General features: G+C 61.4%; 14 protein-coding genes and 1 pseudogene. 14 read left to right on the forward strand and 1 reads right to left on the reverse strand.

All coding sequences use genetic code 11. From position 1 onward, the window contains the following. The first annotated feature begins 45 nt into the window (after nt 1-45). Nucleotides 46-672, forward strand: coding sequence for a 16S rRNA (guanine(966)-N(2))-methyltransferase RsmD (gene rsmD, locus BW14_RS08940; RefSeq protein WP_181162363.1), 627 nt, complete (start codon nt 46-48; stop codon nt 670-672). An 18-nt stretch (nt 673-690) separates the two neighbouring features. On the opposite strand, the gene BW14_RS08945 is transcribed toward rsmD, so the two are convergent. Continuing rightward, the gene (locus BW14_RS08945; RefSeq protein WP_044089182.1) at nt 691-1,695 is read right to left on the reverse strand and encodes a tRNA (guanine(37)-N(1))-methyltransferase; all 1,005 of its coding nucleotides are present in this window, start codon (nt 1,693-1,695) and stop codon (nt 691-693) included. Nucleotides 1,696-1,779: 84 nt separating this feature from the next. Between BW14_RS08945 and BW14_RS08950 the strand changes: the two genes are divergently transcribed. From BW14_RS08950 to pstS, 13 genes and pseudogenes are all read left to right on the forward strand, one after another. Then, on the forward strand, nt 1,780-3,405 hold the full coding sequence (locus tag BW14_RS08950) for a U32 family peptidase (RefSeq protein ID WP_181162365.1): 1,626 nt from the start codon (nt 1,780-1,782) through the stop codon (nt 3,403-3,405). 2 nt (nt 3,406-3,407) lie between these two features. Next, on the forward strand, nt 3,408-4,445 hold the full coding sequence (locus BW14_RS08955) for a polyphenol oxidase family protein (RefSeq protein ID WP_140462816.1): 1,038 nt from the start codon (nt 3,408-3,410) through the stop codon (nt 4,443-4,445). Nucleotides 4,446-4,609: 164 nt separating this feature from the next. Then, entirely contained in the window at nt 4,610-5,476 is an 867-nt protein-coding gene (locus BW14_RS08960) for an IspD/TarI family cytidylyltransferase (RefSeq protein ID WP_140464595.1), read from the forward strand. 24 nt (nt 5,477-5,500) lie between these two features. After that, entirely contained in the window at nt 5,501-6,178 is a 678-nt protein-coding gene (locus BW14_RS08965; RefSeq protein WP_140464589.1) for a pyroglutamyl-peptidase I, read from the forward strand. Nucleotides 6,179-6,356: 178 nt separating this feature from the next. Further along, nucleotides 6,357-7,829 (forward strand): cell division protein, encoded by a 1,473-nt coding sequence (locus BW14_RS08970; protein ID WP_140464587.1) that lies wholly within the window; start codon nt 6,357-6,359, stop codon nt 7,827-7,829. Nucleotides 7,830-8,374: 545 nt separating this feature from the next. Beyond that, nucleotides 8,375-9,724, forward strand: a complete 1,350-nt coding sequence (locus BW14_RS08975) for a C1 family peptidase (protein ID WP_140464585.1) — start codon at nt 8,375-8,377, stop codon at nt 9,722-9,724. 720 nt (nt 9,725-10,444) lie between these two features. Continuing rightward, nucleotides 10,445-11,581, forward strand: coding sequence for a 3-deoxy-7-phosphoheptulonate synthase (locus BW14_RS08980; RefSeq protein ID WP_044089156.1), 1,137 nt, complete (start codon nt 10,445-10,447; stop codon nt 11,579-11,581). A gap of 162 nt (nt 11,582-11,743) precedes the next feature. Further along, nucleotides 11,744-12,976, forward strand: a complete 1,233-nt coding sequence (locus BW14_RS08985; RefSeq protein ID WP_044089155.1) for a 3-deoxy-7-phosphoheptulonate synthase — start codon at nt 11,744-11,746, stop codon at nt 12,974-12,976. Nucleotides 12,977-13,077: 101 nt separating this feature from the next. Beyond that, entirely contained in the window at nt 13,078-13,791 is a 714-nt protein-coding gene (gene mtnN / locus BW14_RS08990; RefSeq protein ID WP_081886464.1) for a 5'-methylthioadenosine/S-adenosylhomocysteine nucleosidase, read from the forward strand. Nucleotides 13,792-14,164: 373 nt separating this feature from the next. Continuing rightward, nucleotides 14,165-15,478 carry an MFS transporter gene (locus BW14_RS08995; protein WP_044089154.1) on the forward strand — a complete coding sequence of 438 codons (1,314 nt, stop codon included), beginning with the start codon at nt 14,165-14,167 and terminating at the stop codon, nt 15,476-15,478. A gap of 302 nt (nt 15,479-15,780) precedes the next feature. Beyond that, nucleotides 15,781-17,079, forward strand: a pseudogene (locus BW14_RS09000) (sensor histidine kinase); the annotation flags it as partial. Nucleotides 17,080-17,569: 490 nt separating this feature from the next. Further along, nucleotides 17,570-18,274, forward strand: a complete 705-nt coding sequence (locus tag BW14_RS09005; RefSeq protein ID WP_044089153.1) for a response regulator transcription factor — start codon at nt 17,570-17,572, stop codon at nt 18,272-18,274. 178 nt (nt 18,275-18,452) lie between these two features. Next, nucleotides 18,453-19,586, forward strand: a complete 1,134-nt coding sequence (gene pstS, locus BW14_RS09010) for a phosphate ABC transporter substrate-binding protein PstS (RefSeq protein WP_140490349.1) — start codon at nt 18,453-18,455, stop codon at nt 19,584-19,586. Nucleotides 19,587-19,669 lie beyond the last annotated feature (83 nt).

A 19,669-nucleotide genomic window follows, 5' to 3' on the forward strand; every position in this document is an offset into this window, starting at 1 on the left:
TTGTTTCACCTGCAGCTTGTTGTTGACTGGGCTAAGCTGGTGAACATGCGCGTAATTTCAGGACGATTCAAAGGCGTGGCCCTGGCCACCCCGAAAACCGGCACCCGCCCCACCACCGATCGGACCAAGGAGGCCATCTTCTCCCATCTCGACTCGTGGGGAGTTCTGGATGACGCCCGCGTGCTCGACCTGTTCGCCGGTACGGGCGCGCTCGGCATCGAGGCGCTGAGCCGCGGCGCTCGCGAACTGGTGGCGGTGGAAAGCTCGCGCCCGGCTGCCGCGCTGATCTCGAAGACCCTCGCCGACCTGAAGCGCAACCGTTCGTGGAGCGCCGATCTGAACGCCCGTGTGCTGGTGAAGAAGGCCGAAACGGTGGCCGGAGGCTTCGGGGAGCCGTTCGGTGTGATTTTCATCGACCCGCCCTACGCCTATGGAACCGACGAATGCAACCAGTTGCTCGCCGATCTGGCCACCGGAGATGCCACCAACGAGCGCACGGTCATCATGCTGGAACGTTCGATCCGCTCCGACGATCCCGCAGCGCCTGAGGGCTGGGCGATCACCGAGCGCCGCAACTACGGCGAAACCGCCGTGTTCTACATCGAGCCGATCGCAGAGTCCGCCGACACCGCCGAGCAAGCTACTGAGGCCTCGGTGGTCGCCGAATCCTAGACGCGGTTCGCCAGACAATCAGCCCAGTCGCCGCGGGTGGGCGGCGGAAACCTCCCAGCCCAGCGACATCAGTGTTTTACGGTCGGCCTTGTCCAGCGCCTTGCAATCCAGGGCTTCGATAAGGTCCGGCCGTATGTCGTTGGTGCGGGCCAGCGCCTCATCGCGACGGAACCGGTCGACTTTGCCGTGGTCGCCGGACAGTAGGATCTCCGGTACGGATATGCCTCGCCACACCGCGGGCTTCGTGTACTGATGGTGCTCCAGCAGTGCGCCTTCGCCGGTATAGGATTCCTCCACAATCGATTCGGGGTTGCCCATGAACCCCGGCATCAGGCGGGTGATCGCCTCCAGCATCACGGAGACGGCCACCTCGCCGCCGTTCAGCACATAGTCGCCGATCGAATACTCGCGCACATCGATGCCCTGCGCGCGGTAGTACTCGGGGATGCGGGCATCATAGCCTTCATAGCGTCCGCAGCCGAACAGCAGATGGCCGGCATGGCTGAGCTCGGTGGCATCACGCTGGGTAAACAGCGGAGCGGACGGATTCGGGAAGATCAGCACTGGGGCGGATTCCTGAGTCGGTGCCATGTCGGTGCCGTTCGTTGCGCCATTGTCACTGCCTCCGTCGGGCTCGACGGTGGCATCACGATCCATCACATCCGCAGCGTCCTCATCCAGAAGCGCATCGTCGCGAATTTCCGAGAAGTCAAGTATCGCTTCATCAGGTGAATCCTCGGCTTCCGAGGAGGGGAATGCGAGTTCCTCCGCCGGGCCGTTTTCCGAGGGAGGCTCCAGTTCCAGCAGGTCGTCCAGGCATTCCGCCCATACCTCGGGCTTCATCACCATGCCGGCACCGCCGCCCACCGGGGTGTCGTCCACCGAATGATGCACGTCATGCGTCCAGTCGCGCAGGTTATGGGCGGTGATCTCCAGAAGGCCCTTGCTTTGCGCCTTGCCCATCAGGCTCAAGTTCAGTACCTCGAAGTACTCGGGGAATACGCTCACGATATCAATCTTCATGTCACACAGCCTATCGGTACCCGTCCATAAGAAGCTCGCGCATTACAGACCCGTCGTTACACTATTGCGATGATGAACACGACGATGACCATTCCCACACGCAAGAAGCCCGAAGTGCTGGCGCCAGCCGGCAATCTGAGGGGGCTCAAGACCGCGGTCGATTACGGTGCCGACGCCGTCTACTGCGGCGGCAAGGCGTTCGGCATGCGCTCCGCCCCCAAGAACCTGAGCCTCGAGGACTTTGAGGAGGGCTCGCGCTACGCCCATGCGCGCGGCGCCCGCGTGTACGTGACCTGCAACGTACTGCCGCGCAACAACGAGATCGAGGCGATGCGCGAGTACGTGGGCCAGCTCAAGGACACCGGTGTGGACGCGTTGATCGTCTCCGACATCGGCGTGATGATGATGGCCCGTCAGGTGGCGCCGAACCTGGAGCTGCACGTCTCCACGCAGGCTGGCGTGACCAATTATCAGGCTGCGAACGCCTTCTATGAGCTGGGTGCCCGCCGTGTGGTGCTGGCCCGCGAGATGGATCTGCAGGCCGTGCGCGACATCCGCGCCAACATCCCCGACGACCTCGACATCGAGTGCTTCGTCCATGGCGCGATGTGCATGGCCTTCTCCGGCCGCTGCCTGTTCTCCAACTATCTGACCGGGCGCGACGGCAATCATGGCGAATGCGCGCAGCCATGCCGTTGGAAGTATTCGATCGTGGAGGAGAAGCGCCCCGGCAAGTACTATCCGATCGAGCAGACCAAGGACGGCGCCTACCTGTTCAATTCGCAGGACATGAACATGCTCGATCACCTGGATGACCTGATCGACTCCGGCGCCACCAGCCTCAAGATCGAAGGCCGCGCCAAAAGCGCGTATTACATCGCCGCGATGACCAACGCCTATAAGACCGCGGTCAACGAATACATGGTGCAGCGCGGGTTCGAATCGGCGGACGGCACGGTTTTGCAGCCGTTCCACGACCGCGTGGTCCGCCCGTCCGATCCCGATTATGCCGAGGTGATGGCCGCGTTCGGCTCGGATGATGCCGGCGATCAGGTGATGCGCAACGCCGACAAGGCGTTCGCCGGTGTGGCGGACGACGGCTACGAGCGTCCGGGCATCACCGTGATAGGACAGTCCGGTGCCGGTGCCGGTGCCGGTGCCGGTGCAGATGTCGTCGCCGTCGCCGAGCCCGACGGCATGAGCGCGCACGCCCGCTCCACCCGGCGCAAATCCAACACGGCGGTGGAAGTCATCGAGAGCGATTGGAAGCATGCCGCGGTCCGTCCCGCCCCGCACGTGACGTTGCCCGGATGGCTGCTTGAGGAGACCGACAAAGTCGCCCATCGCGACTACTCCACTGGGTTCTACTATCCCGAACACAAGGTGACGCAGAACATCGACCGCTCCGCCTACTTCCGCTCGTGGATGGTGGTAGGCGAGGTGCTGAGCTGGAGCGCCGACGAAGGCGGTCGCGTCACGCTGATGAGCCGCAACAAGATCGAGCCGGGCCAGGAAGTCGAATTCCTGCTGCCCGGTGAACAGCCGCTGGTGTTCACCGTGCCGGACGCAGGTCTGCGGGATGCCGATGGCCAGCCCGTCCCCGCCATCAACAATCCCGCGCACGTGTTCTCGATGCCCTGCCCGCACCAGGTGCCGATTAACGCCGCCATCCGCTCCCGCACCAAGAAACCCACGTTGAAAGCCGAATGACCATGACCGAATACAGTGACGAAATCCTTGACTCCAACGCCATCAGCTCCACCGACCGTGAAGGGCGTCCGATTCCGGTGACCATCCCGATTGCATTGGCGCCCGGCGTCAAGGTGGTCTACACCACCAGGCTCGGCGGCCTCAGTACAGGCGATTGGGGCAACCTCAACCTCGGTGGCAAATCCGGCGACGAGCCGGAGGCCGTGCTGTCCAACCGCATCGCGCTCGCCGAAGCGGTCGGCGCGCCGCTGTCCTTGGTGTCCCAAGTGCATTCCGGCGTCGCGGTGGACGTCGATACCGACGAATACGCCGTGAACACCGATTTCGGTTTCGACGGTTCCGGTACGCGTCATGCGCTGTCTGCCGCGGGACTTGTTGCCGACGAGGCGACCGGAAACACCGATGCCGAACACGGCGGTGCCGTGGTCATTGACGCCGACGGTCAGGTCTCCGCCCGGCGAGGCATCGCGTTGGGCATGTTCGCCGCTGACTGCCTGCCGGTATTGATGGCCGACCCGGTGGCCGGCATCATCGGCGCCGCGCATTGCGGACGCCGCGGTCTGGAACGCGGCATCATCGGCGCCACGGTGGAATTGATGAAGCTCAAAGGTGCCGAGCCGAGCCGCATCGTGGCCACATTGGGCCCGCGCATCTGCGGCGACTGCTATGAGGTGGGCGATGACATCGCCGATCAGTTCGTCAAGAGATTCCCCCTGACCAAGACCCAAACCCGCTTCGGTGGAGCGGGCATCGACATAGCCGAGGCCGCGATGATCGATCTGGCGTTCGCGGGCGTTCATCAGGTCGTCGATTCGATGCCGCGCGTGCACGCCGCCACCGAATATCTGGAAGAAGACACCGAACTGGCCGAACTGTGCCGTACTGATGGCGAGGGACCGGCGGCGCTCGCCGAACGCATCGCCCATATCAACCGCAGCATGTGCACGCTCGAAAACCCGCTCTGGTATTCGCATCGCCGCGCCTCGCTGGCGGGCAAGTCCCACGAAGGCCGCATGCTTGCTCTCGTCGTGCGCGAATAGTGCACGGACGATGCACGAATAGCACATGCGCAATGTGTGGATAGTGCACGAATCACGAGCACATTCGGTAAAGAATGTAAAGAATAGAGTGACGCAGGTCACGAACGGGTATCCCTCACCCTACGGTGGTGCCTATGACTGAGAGAGAAATCGATACTTCCACCATGCGCGCGTCTGCGCACGCGACTGTGCAGACGTCTGCGCAATCATCGTCTGCCGGCCAAGCCGCGACCCCGCAATCCGCGCCGGTGGTGGCCGTGGTGCTCGCCGCGGGATTCGGCACGCGATTCGACCCTGACAATCCCAAGCAATTGGTATCTGTGGGTGGCAAGCCTATCGTGTGCTGGAGCATTGAGGCGTTCGAGCGATGCGCACGCGTGAGCGATATCGTCGTGGTGGTCAACAGCAGAGTGCGCTCCCAAGTCGAATCGCTGATCGACCAGCGGAGATACGCCAAGGTGCGTGTGGTGATCGACGGCGGTGCCGAACGTGTGGATTCCACTGCTGCGGCCCTGGACATGTTGGCTCAGGCCGGAATCCCGGATGACGCCAAGATTCTCATCCATGACGCCGTGCGTCCGTTCGTCCAGCAGTCGGCGATCGACGGATCCATCGACGCCCTCGACCAGTTCAAGGCCGCCACCGTGGCCTATGCGTCCACGGACACCGTGCTGCTCACCGAGGATCTGGGCGATCTCAAAGTGGTCAGGTCCGTGCCGGACCGTCCGAACACGTTCCGCGCGCAGACGCCGCAGTCCTTCCGGTTCTCCACGATCCGCAAGGCCTATGAGCTCGCCGCCGCCGACCCGGACTTCCATCCCACCGACGATACGCGCGTGGTGGTGGACTACCTGCCGAACGAACCGGTGGCCATCGTCTCCGGCGCGGAGACCAACCTCAAGATCACCACGCTGGAGGACATCCCCACCGCCGAGCGCATCGCCGAGGAGATCGAGGGCCGCGACCCGAAGGAGGAGGCCCGCGCGCGCATGCATGCGCTGCTTGCCCAGGCCGCGGGCCAGATGCGGTAGTCGCAGGCGGCTACACTGTGTGATATGCGTGAACTTAATGTGGTGATATCCGGATTCGACCATTATGCTGACGTGGACATCAACCCTGCATACGAGGTGCCCAAGGCGATCGCCGAACGAGGCCTTGGAGAGCCGTCCGGACCGGACGACGTGCTCAACGAAGTTCAAGTCAAGTTTCACGCGGTCAGCCTTCCGGTGAGTTTCGCCAAGGCCTGGCCCATGCTGAAGGAAGGCATCGAAGCCACCCATCCGGATATCGTCATCGCCACAGGGCTCAAGCATTCCGCCCGCAGCGTGATGCTTGAGCGTTGCGCCACGAATCTGATGGATACGGAGCGCCCGGATGCCGACAATGTGATTCCGCGCCGCAAGCCCATTGACCCGAACGGTCCTGCGGCCTATTGGACCCGGCTGCCGTTGCGCTCGATTCTGCAGGATTTCACTGATGACTCCATCGCCGCATCGCTGAGCTCCGATGCCGGCACATTCGTATGCAATTCGCTGTTCTACAACCTGCTCAATTGGATGGATACGCAAGACCGCGTGCTGGGCGGATTCGTCAGCTTCCCGCCGGTACGTCCCGAGCAGTCGTCGCAGCATGGTCTGCCGCTCGAGCAGCAGATCGAAGCCGGGCGTGACGTGGTGCGCGAAACCGTGCGCTACTATCTCAACCCCTCCAGTTCGGACATTCTCATCGCCTGAACGCGCAGGACCGCCGCGGTGTCGCCATGGTCGTCATGACTTTGCTGCCGCGGGAAACTAGAACATCGTTCGCACGCATTGTAACGATTGCATATCGATGGCTGTATCCATCATCCGTATGCGGTACAGTGCATCAAGGACAAGCCAAAGGCTATTGGATGTGAAAGGATAATCAGCCATGGTGGATCGTTTCCCGGTGGTGCTGCGAGGATATGACAAAGAGAAGGTCGACTTGGCGTTCGACGCCGCCCAGAACAGCCTGAACCAGGCTCAGAAGACGTTGGCCAGCATGCGTGAGCAGATTGCCGCGGACGATGATCGCATCTTGCAGTTGCAGGCGCAGTTGCAGGAGGAACGCAACAAGAAGCCACAGAAGAACAGCTTCGCATCGCTCGGCGCCAACGCGCAGCAGATGCTCGCCTCCGCCGAACAGACCAGCACCGAGCTGCTGAACCGCGCCAAGCAGGACGCCTCCGCCACTCGTATGGCCGCCCAGGCCCAGGCGGAAACGCTGCTCAACAATGCCAAACTGGATGCACAGCACATCCTCGACGACGCCAACGCCAAGGCATCCTCCATCCTGCAGAACGCCACCACCCAGGCCGACTCCCTGACCTCTTCGGCCAAGCAGGAGACCGATCAGCTGCGTTCCGAGACCACCAAGAACATCACCGAGCAGCGTCAGGCCGTGGAACTTGAGCTGAGCAACGCACGCGAGGAGCACAACAAGAAGCTGTCCTCCGAGCGCGCCTCCCAGGAACGCGAGCTGGCGGACATGAAGGCCGAGGCCACCGCCAAGATCGCCGCGCAGCGCAAGGCCGCGAACGAGGAGATCTCCAAGCTCAAGTCCGATTCCAACGATCAGATCGAGGCCGCGCTTGCGGAGGCGAACAAGAAGCTCGCCGATGTGCGTGAACAGGTCTCCAAGATGATGACCGAGGCGCAGCGCAAGGCCGGTGAGATCATTGATGCCGCCAAGTCCAAGGCCCAGGAGATCACCGACGAGGCCGAGGTCAGCCGTACGAATACCATCAGCCAAGTCAGCGCCGAAGTCGAGCAGATCCGCAACGATATCGCCGCCCAGCAGGACGAGGCCACCAAGAAGGTCAATGAACTGTTGCAGCACTTGGAGGAGCGTCGCGAGGCAGCCAAGAAGGAGGCCGACGAGCTGGTGGGGCAGGCCAAGACCACCCGCGAAGAAGCCGATTCCTATGCAGCGAACAAGCGTCAGGAAGCGGATGCCCAGGCTGCCGCCATCGTGCATAAGGCCGGTGCGGACGCTGACGCCCAGGTGGCGGAGCGTCGCGCTGCCGCCCAGAGCGAGCTGGACAGCCTGACCAAGCACATCGCCGATCTTCAGGAGCGTGAGGCCACGATCACCCAGCGCGTTTCCGAACTGCGCTCTATGTTCGCCCAGGCCTTCTCCGGATTCGCGTTCGAGGCCACCAAGAACGCGGCCGAAACGTCGCTGCCGGTGGTCAATCCGGTGCCGGCACCGGTGGAAGGCGAAACCGTGACCGAGCCGGCCAAGGCCGTCGCCGAGGAGTCAGATGCTGCGCCTGCCGAGCAGTCGAACGAGGCCGAGGCTGCGAACGAGGCCGCTGTGTCCGCCGACGAACAGCCCACCGTGGCCATCGCGGAACAGCAGTGAGCGTGGTTACGGTCCTCGAAGAGTGCCTCACCGAGGCTCTTACCGAGTGCTGCATAGCCGTTGACAGCCATTGATGACTACTGATATGGTTCGTTGATCATGCCAAGCCCGGCCAGGTGCCGGGCTTTTGCATATCTATACACAAAATACCTGCAAACCTCCATCGTGGATCGTGTTGCAGGTCGTGCTGCAGGTATTTTGTGTCTATTTATGGCCTATTACGGGGACATGATATGCGCTGTTCCGCTGAATGCAGGTAAAACAGAGACATTTCAGCAGAATGTTGCAGGTAATACAGGTACATGAAAAGGGGGTGCAGGTAATTTGTGTCTCGATAGAGCCGGTTGTTGAGCGTACGGAAGCACAAAATACCTGCAGCTGGTTGTACAGGTACACAAAATACCTGCAGCTGATGTGCGGAAGCCTTTTACGGTCGGCCGGCTACACTGCTAGAGACAAGAACTTGCGGCACCTGTGCGTTGAGCCGGGTGCCGCAATCGTTGTAACACGCGCCACAAGCGCACCAATCCGAAGAAGGAGTAGACATGAGTGAACTCTCGCCTCTGACCGGCGAAGCGTTGCACGCCCTGCGTGACGAATTCGACGCCGACGGCACCAACCGTCTGGCCATGAACGCGGTGACCGCCGCCGGCATCGAGAAGGTGGCGCGCAACTACGACCGCGCACGTCTGCTGCAGCGTCGTTTCTCCACCGTGGTCGACAACGGCGAAGCCACCCATCAGGACCGTTCCGGCCGTTGCTGGCTGTTCAGCTCGTTGAACGTGGCCCGTTTCATCGCCAAGAAGAACATGAACCTCAAGGAGTTCGAGTTCTCCCAGAACTATGCGATGTACTACGATAAGCTCGAGCGCGTCAACTACTTCCTCAAGGATGTGGCCGCACTGGTGGCAGCCGGCGAACCTGCCGACTCCCGTCTGATGCAGCATCTGCTCGCCGACGTGATGGGCGACGGTGGCCAGTGGACGATGGCCATGAATGTGTACAAGAAGTATGGTGCCGTGCCGAAGGACCTGTTCCCGGAGACCGAATCCTCCAAGAACACCGGTGCGATGAACACCCAGCTGCGCCACCTGCTGCACACCGCCGTGGCACACCTGTATGCGGCGGCCGGCGATCAGGCCAAGACCGACGAGATCGTGGCCGAGACCACCGCTGCCGGACACCGCATCCTGACCATTCACCTCGGTGAGCCGCCGGTCTCCTTCGACTGGGAGTGGACCGACGCCGACGGCGAGTTCCACCGTGACGGCGAGATCACGCCGGTCGAATTCTGGCAGAAGTACGTGGGGCCTGCCGGCCTTGAGGACTACGTGTGCCTCGTGGACGACCCGCGCGCCGAACACGCCAAGGGCAAGAAGATTGGCATCGAGCATCTGGGCAATGTGGCCGGTGGAGACGCGACCGAATACCTGAACGTGCCGAACCAGTTCATGAAGGACTGCGTGCGCAAGATCCTGGTCGAACAGGGCATCCCGGTCTGGTTCGGCGCCGATTGCCACCCGTTCATGGACCGCGAGAACGGCTCTTGGGCCACCGATTTGTTCGAGTATGGCAAGGTGTACGACGTGGACTTCGACCTCGACAAGGAGGCCCGCGTGCGCTTCGCCGATTCGGCGATGAACCACGCCATGGCCTTCGCCGGCGTGGACGTCGCCGATGACGGCACCACGACCCGCCGCTGGCGCGTCGAGAATTCCTGGGGTTCGAAGATTGCGGACAAGGGCTACTTCACCATGTCCGACGACTGGTTCACCGAGTACGTCTACGAGGTGGCGGTTCCGAAGGCCATGCTCCCCGAGGAGTATCAGAAGGCCCTAGAAGAGCCTGCCACCATGCTCCCCGCATGGGATCCGATGGGCGCATTGGCTAAGTAGCGCGCGAAGCGCGCATCAGCCAATGCGAAAAGCCGGGAATAGAAAACAACCCAGTGGGTTGTTTTCCCGGCTTCCGGCCGACAGGCCGGCGGTGGGCGCGGAGCGCGCTTGCGTGAAACGCAAGCGCGCCTGAGCCGACGCGCCGTTGAGTGGAAAGCCCGGTGGGCTTTCCACAGGCGCGGCTCGGGGCCGATAGGCCACGAGGAACGGCGAAGGTAATGCTGAGTGCCGCCGTAGGCGGCTCCGTTCTTGCAGGGCGCGGAGCGCATTGGCTAACAAGTGGTCCGTCTCGTAATTGTCTGAGTGGTGTTGGCCCCTCTGACGACTACCCCTCAGTCGGCTACGCCGACAGCTCGTCCTGCAAATTCGGACGCGCTACGCGCGCATTCAACTGGCTCGCCTGTCGGCTCGCACAGCACCTACAAACAGCTTCGCTGTTTGCTTCACGGTGCTGTCCTGACAAGGGGAGCCATACAAGCCGTATCGGCCCCCTCTGACGAGGGGGCTGTCAGCGAAGCTGACTGGGGGAGAGACACGAGAAGAGTGCTCAATTATTAGTGAGACAGACCGCTAGTATGCCTAAGCCGCCGGCCCGCCACCCAACCCGCAAACGTCCGGCCGTCCACAAAACGGCCGGACGTTTCCATATCGGCAGACGCACAGGTAGACTTACGTTTTCGCATGCTTGAATCATTCGGAGAGCAAGAGAGGAGAGTCGGCATGGCAGCACTTCGTGGTCCGGACAGTTCCGAAGACGAGCGTCGTTTGGGGGAGCAGGCCGTCTTTCCGGAGACCGTGGACATCAACATCCGCCAGCTTGACCCGATTCCCGCGCCTCGCGCGTTCCTCAAGGAGCAGCCGCTTACCGACGCGATGAGCGAGCTGGTGCTTCACTCCCGTCAGGAGATCCGAGACGTGCTGAACGGCCGTGACGACCGCTTGCTGGTTATCGTGGGCCCGTGCTCCATCCATGATCCGAAGGCCGCCCATGAATACGCCGAAAAACTGGCCGCCGTCAAGCGCGAGCTTGAAGACCGCTTGGTCATCGTGATGCGCGTCTACTTCGAGAAGCCGCGTACCACCATCGGCTGGAAGGGCCTGATCAACGACCCTGACCTGGACGGCCGTTTCAACATCCGCAAGGGCATGTGGCTCGCCCGCAAGGTGCTGACCGACGTGCTGAGCCTCGGCCTTCCCGCCGCCACCGAATGGCTTGACCCCATCACTCCGCAGTACATTTGCGATGCGATCAGCTGGGGTGCCATCGGTGCGCGCAACACGGAAAGCCAGGTTCACCGCGAGCTGGCCAGCGGCCTGTCGATGCCGGTCGGCTTCAAGAACGCCACCGACGGTTCGATCAAGCCTGCCGCCGATTCCTGCTACACGGCCGGGTTCGAACATCATTTCCTGTCCATCAACCTCGATGGGCGCGTCATCTCCGCTGAGACCAAGGGCAATCCGGATTGCCATCTCATTCTGCGCGGCTCCAATACCGGTCCGAATTATGATGCCGAATCGGTGCGTCAGGCTATTGCCGCGCTGAAGGCTTCCAAGGCGTCCGGTCCGAGCGAACATGGTCTGGTCATCGACGCCGCACACGGCAATTGCGGCAAGGATGAGAACCGCGAAGCCGAAGTGGTCGAGGAGCTGGCCGAGCGCATCGCCGCCGGCGAGCCTGGCATCACCGGCATCATGATGGAAAGCTTCCTCGTAGGCGGCCATCAGAAGCCCGCGCCGCTCGACCAGCTCGTCTACGGACAGTCCGTCACCGATGCCTGCGTGCCGTGGGACCGCACCAACGAGCTGCTGCATACGCTGGCCGACGCGGTCACCGCCCGTCGCAACCTTCAGCGATAAGGTACTTTGTTGCAAGAAACGCTCACTGAACAGTGCTCAGTGAGCGTTTTGCAGCAGAAGGGCGCACTGCAGGCGCGCTGAGGCGCTGAAGTGTGTTTGAGGGTTTGTTTGTTCCTGTGACACTTTATTCTTGGGGAAGATAGTGCACAAGGAGAAGAGAACATGCAGCAGCAGCAAGGCCAGAACCTGGCTGAGCAGACATCACCGGTCCATCCCCAGCCGTTGAACACGCCGGAGGAGCTTCGGGCCATCCGGCAGGCGATGGATGAGGGGAAGAATCCGCTTGTCGCCACCGATGTGCCGCGTTGGGAGGATCAGGTCGGCGTCAGCCGTATCGTCAACCGACGGGTGCTGGAGCTTGAGCCGCTTCCTACGCCGGCCCAAGTGCTAGCGGAACTGCCGCTCAGCGCGCATGCTCAGGAGATCGTCGCCTACTCGCGTGACGAGATCCGCGCCTGCCTCTATGGGCAGGATGATCGTCTATTGGTGATTGTGGGTCCGTGCTCGGTGCATGACCCGGCAGCTGCGCTTGATTACGCCCACAGACTGGCGAAAGTCATGAACGAGCTCGACGGCGAGCTGCTCATCGTCATGCGGGTGTACTTCGAGAAGCCGCGTACCACGGTCGGCTGGAAGGGGCTCATCAACGACCCGGACATCGACGGCACCCACAACATCCGCAAAGGCCTGTTGCTGGCACGCAAGACGTTGCTCGGTGTGCTTGATGAAGGTCTGGCTGCCGCAACGGAATTCCTTGAGCCGACGAGCCCGCAGTTCATCGCCGATGCGGTGAGCTGGGGTGCCATCGGTGCGCGCAACACGGAAAGCCAGGTGCATCGTCAGCTCGCCAGTGGCATGTCGATGCCGATCGGTTTCAAGAACGCCACTGATGGCTCGGTCAAGGCGGCGGTGAACGGCTGTTTCGCGGCGTCCCAGCAGCATACCTTCTTCGGCATCGACCATATGGGCCGTGCCTGTGCCGTGGAGACACTCGGCAATCCGGACTGCCATGTGGTGCTGCGTGGCTCCATTCACGGCCCCAATTACGATGCCACGTCCGTGGCCAAGGCCATGGAGACGATCCGCGACGAAATGCCGGCGGATTCCGCCGCGTCACATGGATTGATCGTGGATTGCTCGCATGGCAACTCCGGCAAAGACGAGCATCGTCAGGCTGAAGTGGTGCGGGACATCGCGCGGCGCATCGCGGCAGGTGAGCGCGGCATCACCGGAATCATGATGGAAAGCTTCCTCGTAGGCGGCAATCAGCCGGCCGCTCCTCTCGACCAGCTGGTCTACGGCAAATCCATCACCGACCGTTGCATCAGCTGGCCGGATACCGAGGCACTGCTGCGCGAGCTGGCCGACGCCGTCGCCACCCGTCGCTGGCACTGACCTTCCTTCTGGCTCCCTTTGTCAAGGGAGCTGTCGAACGTAGTGAGACTGAGGGGTAGTTCTTCTAGTCTGAGATGTAATAACGTGAAAGGAACTTATATATGGGTATGAAAACGGTAGCCATCATTGGCGCATTGGATGAGGAAGTGGCGCTGATCGCCAAGTCGCTCACCCACGTCACCCACATCGCCAAGGGCAGTCTGGACATCGCGGTGGGTACCGTGGACTCGTTCGGTTCGGACGTCATCAAGGTCGCCGCCACGGTGGGTGGCATGGGCTTGGTGAATGCCGCGGCCACCACCCAGCTGCTCATCGATGAATTTGCGCCGGATGCCGTGATTTTCTCCGGAATCGCCGGCAATCTCAACACCCATCTGCATATCAACGATGTGGTGCTCGGTGGTACGTTGCGTTACCTCGATACCGATATGCGTCTGGTGGGACAGTGGAAGCCCGGCACCGAAGACAAGCCGGTCGAGGAATTCTTCTCCGACCCGCACCTGCTGCAGGTCGCCGATCAGGCGCTCGCCAATGCCGGCATCACCCACATCACCGGTATCATCGCCTCCGGCAATTACTTCGTGGACACCCCCGAAAAGGTCGAGGAGGTCATTCGCCGAACCGGTGCCGACGCTGTGGAGATGGAAGGTGCCGCCGTGGCGCAGGTCGCCGCCCGCAACGATGTGCCTGCTCTGGTGATTCGTGCGCTCTCCGACAATGCCGATACCGATTACGAGGTGTTCAAGGAGTTCGATATCTCCGAATACGCCGACACTGCCGCCCGCCTTGCCGTGGACATCGTCAAGCGACTGTGATTCTCTTGGCTTCGGCTGCCCTGATGATGGACTGATGACGCTCTGATGACGCCCCTCTTCATGAGGGGCGTCATCATATGGCGACGGATTGTGTGCTCACAGGTCTTTCCCATAGGCCTATAGGCCCGTAGGTTCACAATGTGAACGATTCAGGCTCTCGTCCGCAGCCAAGGTCCATACTCGAACATCAGGCACAGCGATGTGTGGGGACGTCGTTGTGGCCACAAGCCGATTCACGCCTCTCCGCATGCCTGTCGTTGTGCTTTGAATTGTGAGCCATGGCATGCCAACCGCAGCCATGGCACATGCTGCATAAGTATGTACGGACAGCGTATGCAAACGCTGATTCGCAGCATGAGGAGAGAGAACCATAATGTCTGCAACTGCAACCGCAGCCGTTCAGGAACCCGTGAAGAAGGATTCGGTTCCTGAGATCATCGCTGCTTCCATGGTCGGTACGGCCATCGAATTCTACGACAACTACTGTTATTCCATCGCCGCGGCAAGCTACTTCGGCATGATCTTCTTCACGAGCGTCGCCAAGTCCAACCCGGCGCTCGCCACCCTGATGGCGTTCGTCACGTTCGCCGTGTCCTTCCTTGCTCGCCCGTTCGGCTCCATGCTGTTCGGCCACTTCGGCGACAAGATGGGCCGCAAGAAGACGCTGGTCATCGCGCTGATGACGATGGGCATCGCCACCTTCCTGGTCGGCTGCCTGCCTGGCTATGACCAGATCGGCCCGTGGTCCGTGGTCATCCTGTGCATCTGCCGCGCATGCCAGGGTGTCGGCCTCGCCGGTGAATGGTCCGGTGCCGCCCTCGTGGCCACCGAAAACGCCCCGGCCGACAAGCGTGCGCTCTACGGCTCCTTCCCGAACCTTGGCGCCCCGATCGGCTTCTTCTGCGCCTATGGCCTGAACCTGCTGCTCGAGTCCAACCTGAGCCAGGAGCAGATGATCGCCTTCGGTTGGCGTATCCCGTTCCTGTGCTCCGCGGTGCTGGTCATCATCGGCCTGTATGTGCGCGCCCGCATGTCCGAGACCCCGGTGTTCCGCAAGGCGCACACTGAGAAGCGCACCTCCAAGCACCCGCTGCGTGACCTCCTGCCGTACTGGAAGGAAGTCCTGCTGGGTACGGTCGCCATGGGCATCACCTACACCCTGTTCTATGTGCTCGGCACCTGGTCCCTTTCCTACGGCGTCAAGGGCCTGAAGTTCAGCCAGAGCGATTACCTGCTCATGCAGATGTGCTCGGTGGTGTTCTTCGCCATCTTCATCGTGGTCTCCTGCGTCTACGCCGACAAGGTGGGCCGCAAGAAGGTCCTGTTCGTGGTGACTGCTGGCACGCTGGTCTTCAGCTTCTTCACCCCGCTGCTGCTCGTGCACTCCGCCGCCCACATCATGATCTTCCTGTGCGTCGGCTTCGTGCTCATGGGCGGCCTGTTCGGCCCATGCGGCGCTTACTTGCCTGAGCTCTTCCCGGTGCATGTTCGTTACTCCGGCGCAGGGCTGAGCTACAACCTCGCCGCCATCTTCGGTGGCGCGTTCGCCCCGACCATCGCCCAGGCTCTGGTCTCCTCCAAGTTCGGCGTGGCCGGTGTGGGCTGGTACATGGCCATCATGGCCGCGCTCGCCCTGCTCGCCCTGTTCCTCATCAAGGAAAGCAAGGATAAGGATTACGAGCTGTGATCGTATGGTTGAGGTCGTTCTGACCTTGACCGTCGAATGAACGGCGTCGCCATTCGTGGCGGCGCCGTTTTTTCGTACCTGTGCCGATGTGGTTTGTGTCGATGTGGTTTGTGCTGGCCCGGTATTGCTGATGCGAGCGCGATGCATCGAGCAGTCGGATGGGTTGCGCGGCATATGGCGTCGCCTGCAGCCAGTGCCTGGCGTCCGTGGTCCTGGCGCTGCACGTCTCCTCAAATGAACAGTAGGCGAACTTACGTAGTCGGCTTCGTGTGCTACATGAGAGACGTTTTACTCTAGGAATCATGAGTTTCTGGCAGATTATCGTGATTCTGGTGCTGGTCGCATTGTGCATGGCGTGGGCCATCGTCATCTCGTACGGCAAAGGGCGTGCCTCCGGGCGGGCCGCGGCCGAGGAGGCCCTCGCCTCCGATAAGGACGCCAAATCACTGTTCGGCGAGGACGTACCCGTTCGCCCCACCGAGCGTCGTCTCATAGAGGTCATGCCGGAAGCCTTGATCATTACCGACCGGAACGGACAGGTGCAGTACGCCAGCCCCGGATCTGCGCCGTTCGGACTCGTCTCGGGCAAGCGCATCAATTCGCGCGAAGTCGAAGACATTCTTACCCAGGCCGCCTCGGACGGGGGTGTGCGCGAGCGTGAAGTCCAGCTGCCAGTGGACCGTAGCCCGTTCCCTTCGACCATCACCGGCAAAGGTATTGAAGCCGGGCAGCTCAGGCCATCGAACACCCTGTATCTGCGTGTGCGCATCGGCGATATCGGCGACGATCTGTATGCCATTTTCATCAGCGACATGTCCGAGCAGCGTCGTTTCGAGGCTGTCAGGCGTGATTTTGTGACCAACGTCTCCCATGAATTGAAGACTCCGGCAGGAGCGATCGCGCTGCTTGCCGAGACCATCACCGATGCCGCCGATGATCCGGATGCCGTACGGTACTTCTCCGGCCGCATATCCAAGGAGTCGGCGCGACTGACCGAGCTGGTGCATCACCTGATCGATCTGCAGCGGGCGCAAAGCTCTCAGGGGGTGGTCAATGCGAAGCGCATCTCCGCGTTGGACATAGCCCGTGCTGCGATCGCCGACAATCAGGTGCAGGCGGAGGCTCACCATGTGGATATCCGTCTCAACGCCAACGGGCATTCGACGCCGCTTGATGCCACCGACGCTTCCGCGGCTGATGCCGAGTCGGCGCGGAATCTCTACATCAAGGCGGATGCCGATGCCATGCAGACGGCGGTCAAGAATCTGGTGGAGAACGCCATTCACTATTCGCCCGAGCACACCACGGTGGCCGTGGATGTCGCGGAGCGCAATGGCAAGGTCACCATTCGCGTGGTCGATCAGGGCATCGGCATTCCCGAAGAGTCCTTGGACCGTATCTTCGAGCGTTTCTACCGCGTCGACCCTGCGCGTTCGCGCCAGACCGGTGGTTCGGGGCTGGGACTCGCCATCACCAAGCACTGCGTGCAGGAAAATGGCGGACGCATCTCCGTGTGGTCCCGTGAAGGCGAGGGGTCGACGTTCACCATCGAATTGCCCGCTGCCGAGCTCGACCCTGAGCCCGCTGCCGAGCCTGAGTCCGACCCCGTCGTTGAGCAGGAGCCTGCCCCCGAGGAGGAGTCGGTGCAGCAGGGGAGTCTTTCAACTGTCTCCGCTGTGGATTCCATCGCTGTGGATTCCTCCGCTTCCGGGCCCGCATCGCCGGTGCCCGATGATGATGCCGGCGGAAAGATGACGGAATCGGCGTCCTGAACGGCTGGTCTCGCTTTTCTGACAGATCTCAGTCGGAAGGCCGGCTCACAGGCAGAATCTTCCAAGCGCTGAAGAAGCGTCGATTTGTCAGGAACCCCGCTCATGGCGAGGCCCGGCGAACGCCACAGTCCGATGTGCGCGGGCGGCGATTGCGGAGATCATGACTTGGCAGGGTGTTTTCGCAAATTCTCTTCATGTAGCGCATACTAATAAATTACGTACTTTAGGCAAACGGCAGGAGAACGAAGAGGGGATGGCTACGATGGTATCTGAGAATTTTGCGCTTACCCGACCGGGTACATACCCGAGAAAGGCCACTATGACACGTATTCTTATCGTCGAAGACGAGGAATCCTATCGCGAACCATTGGTCTATCAACTTACACGCGAGGGGTATGACGTGTCTGCTGCGGCCACCGGTGAGGAGGGCTTGGAACTGTTCACCAAGGGTGGCATCGACATGGTGTTGCTTGATCTGATGCTGCCGGGCATTGACGGCACTGCGCTGTGCCGTCGTATCCGCGAACAAAGCCGTGTGCCGATTATCATGCTCACGGCCAAGAGCGCGGAGATCGACAAGGTGGTCGGACTGGAGATCGGTGCCGACGATTATGTGACCAAGCCGTACTCGTTCCGCGAGCTGTTGGCGCGCATCCGTGCCGTGTTGCGCCGCAATCAGTCCACCGCCCAGTCCACCGGTGCCGTGGATGATGATATTCCGCTGGTATGCGGGGACATTTCCATGCAGGTCGGCCAGCATCAGGTCACCGTGCGCGGCGAGACCGTGTTCTTCCCGCTCAAGGAGTTCGAGCTGCTCGAGTACCTGATGCAGAACAAGGGACGTGTGATGACCCGCCATCAGCTCATCGATCGCATCTGGGGCTCCGATTACGTCGGCGATACGAAGACGCTTGACGTGCACGTCAAGCGTGTGCGCTCCAAGATCGAAGAGGACCCGGCTCATCCCAAGTATCTGACGACCGTGCGCGGACTCGGCTACAAAATCGACAAGCCCACGGAGTGAAACAAAGTACGGAAACTACACATGCTTCGTGTAGTTTCAAATATGCTCGAGTGTTCATCTTCTGTTTACTGATTTCGGTTTTGGCCCCTCTCAATGGCTAATACTCTAGTAAATGTCATGAGTTGACCGGGTGGGTTTTCCTGCCCGAGATTTACTGATAGAGGGAATAAGAAACATCATGCAGAAGAACATTCTCGTTCGCTCCCTTGCCGCTCTGTCCGGCATCGCGATGCTCGCTACTGTCGCTGCCTGCGGCGACAACACTGCCTCCACTGGCAACAACTCTTCTTCCACCGATTCCGCTACCAAGGCCGAGCCGGTCTCCGGCGACTTCCAGGGCGCTGGCGCTAGCTCCCAGCAGGCTGCCGTCGAAGCTTGGATCGCCGGCTTCCAGGGCACCAACCCTGACGCCAAGATCGCCTACAACCCGACCGGTTCCGGCGCTGGCGTGACCACCTTCCTGACCGGTGCCACCGCTTGGGCCGGCTCCGACAAGGCCCTGTCCGATGACGACATCGAGAAGTCCAAGGCTGTCTGCGCCTCCGGCCAGGCCTTCGACGTCCCGGTCTACATCTCCCCGATTGCCATCGTCTTCAACCTGAAGGGCATCTCCGACGCCGGCAAGCACATCAACCTCGATGCTGCTACCGCCGCCAAGATCTTCGACGGCAAGATCACCACTTGGAACGACCCGGCCATCCAGGACCAGAACGAGGACCTCAAGCTGCCGAGCACCCCGATCACCGTTGTGCACCGCTCCGACAAGTCCGGCACCACCCAGAACTTCGTCTCCTACTTCAAGGATCAGGCTCCTGACGCTTGGACCTACGACCTCTCCGAGAACTGGCCGAACGAGGTTGGCCAGGGCGCCAAGGGCACTTCCGGTGTGATTTCCACCGTCAAGCAGGCCGACGGCACCATCGGTTACGCTGACTTCTCCCAGGTTGGCGACCTCGGCACCGCCGCCATCAAGGTCGGCGACTCCTACAACGAGATCTCCGCTGAGGCTGGCTCCAAGGTCATCGGCGACTCCGAGCTTGACGACACCGCCAAGGGCGACAACCGTGTGGTTGTGAAGATTAACCACGCCACCGAAGCCGAGGGTGCCTACCCGATCGTGCTGGTCTCCTACGACATCGTTTGCCCGGCCTACAAGGACGCCAAGCAGGGCGAGTTCGCTAAGGCATGGCTGACCTACGTCACCTCTGAGGAAGGCCAGAAGGCCGCTCAGGATGCCGCTGGCTCCGCTCCGCTGCCGTCCAGCCTGACCTCCCAGATCAGCAAGTCCATCGAGGCCATCAAGACCAAGTGACTCACGGCGGTTGCACAACCGCATGATTCATTGATTCAGGATAACTGAAAAACGACCAATTCATTGGTCTGAAACTTTGAGCC

Origin of the sequence: Bifidobacterium sp. UTBIF-68, assembly GCF_006408855.1 — a bacterium.
Taxonomy (GTDB): Bacteria; Actinomycetota; Actinomycetes; order Actinomycetales; family Bifidobacteriaceae; genus Bifidobacterium; species Bifidobacterium reuteri.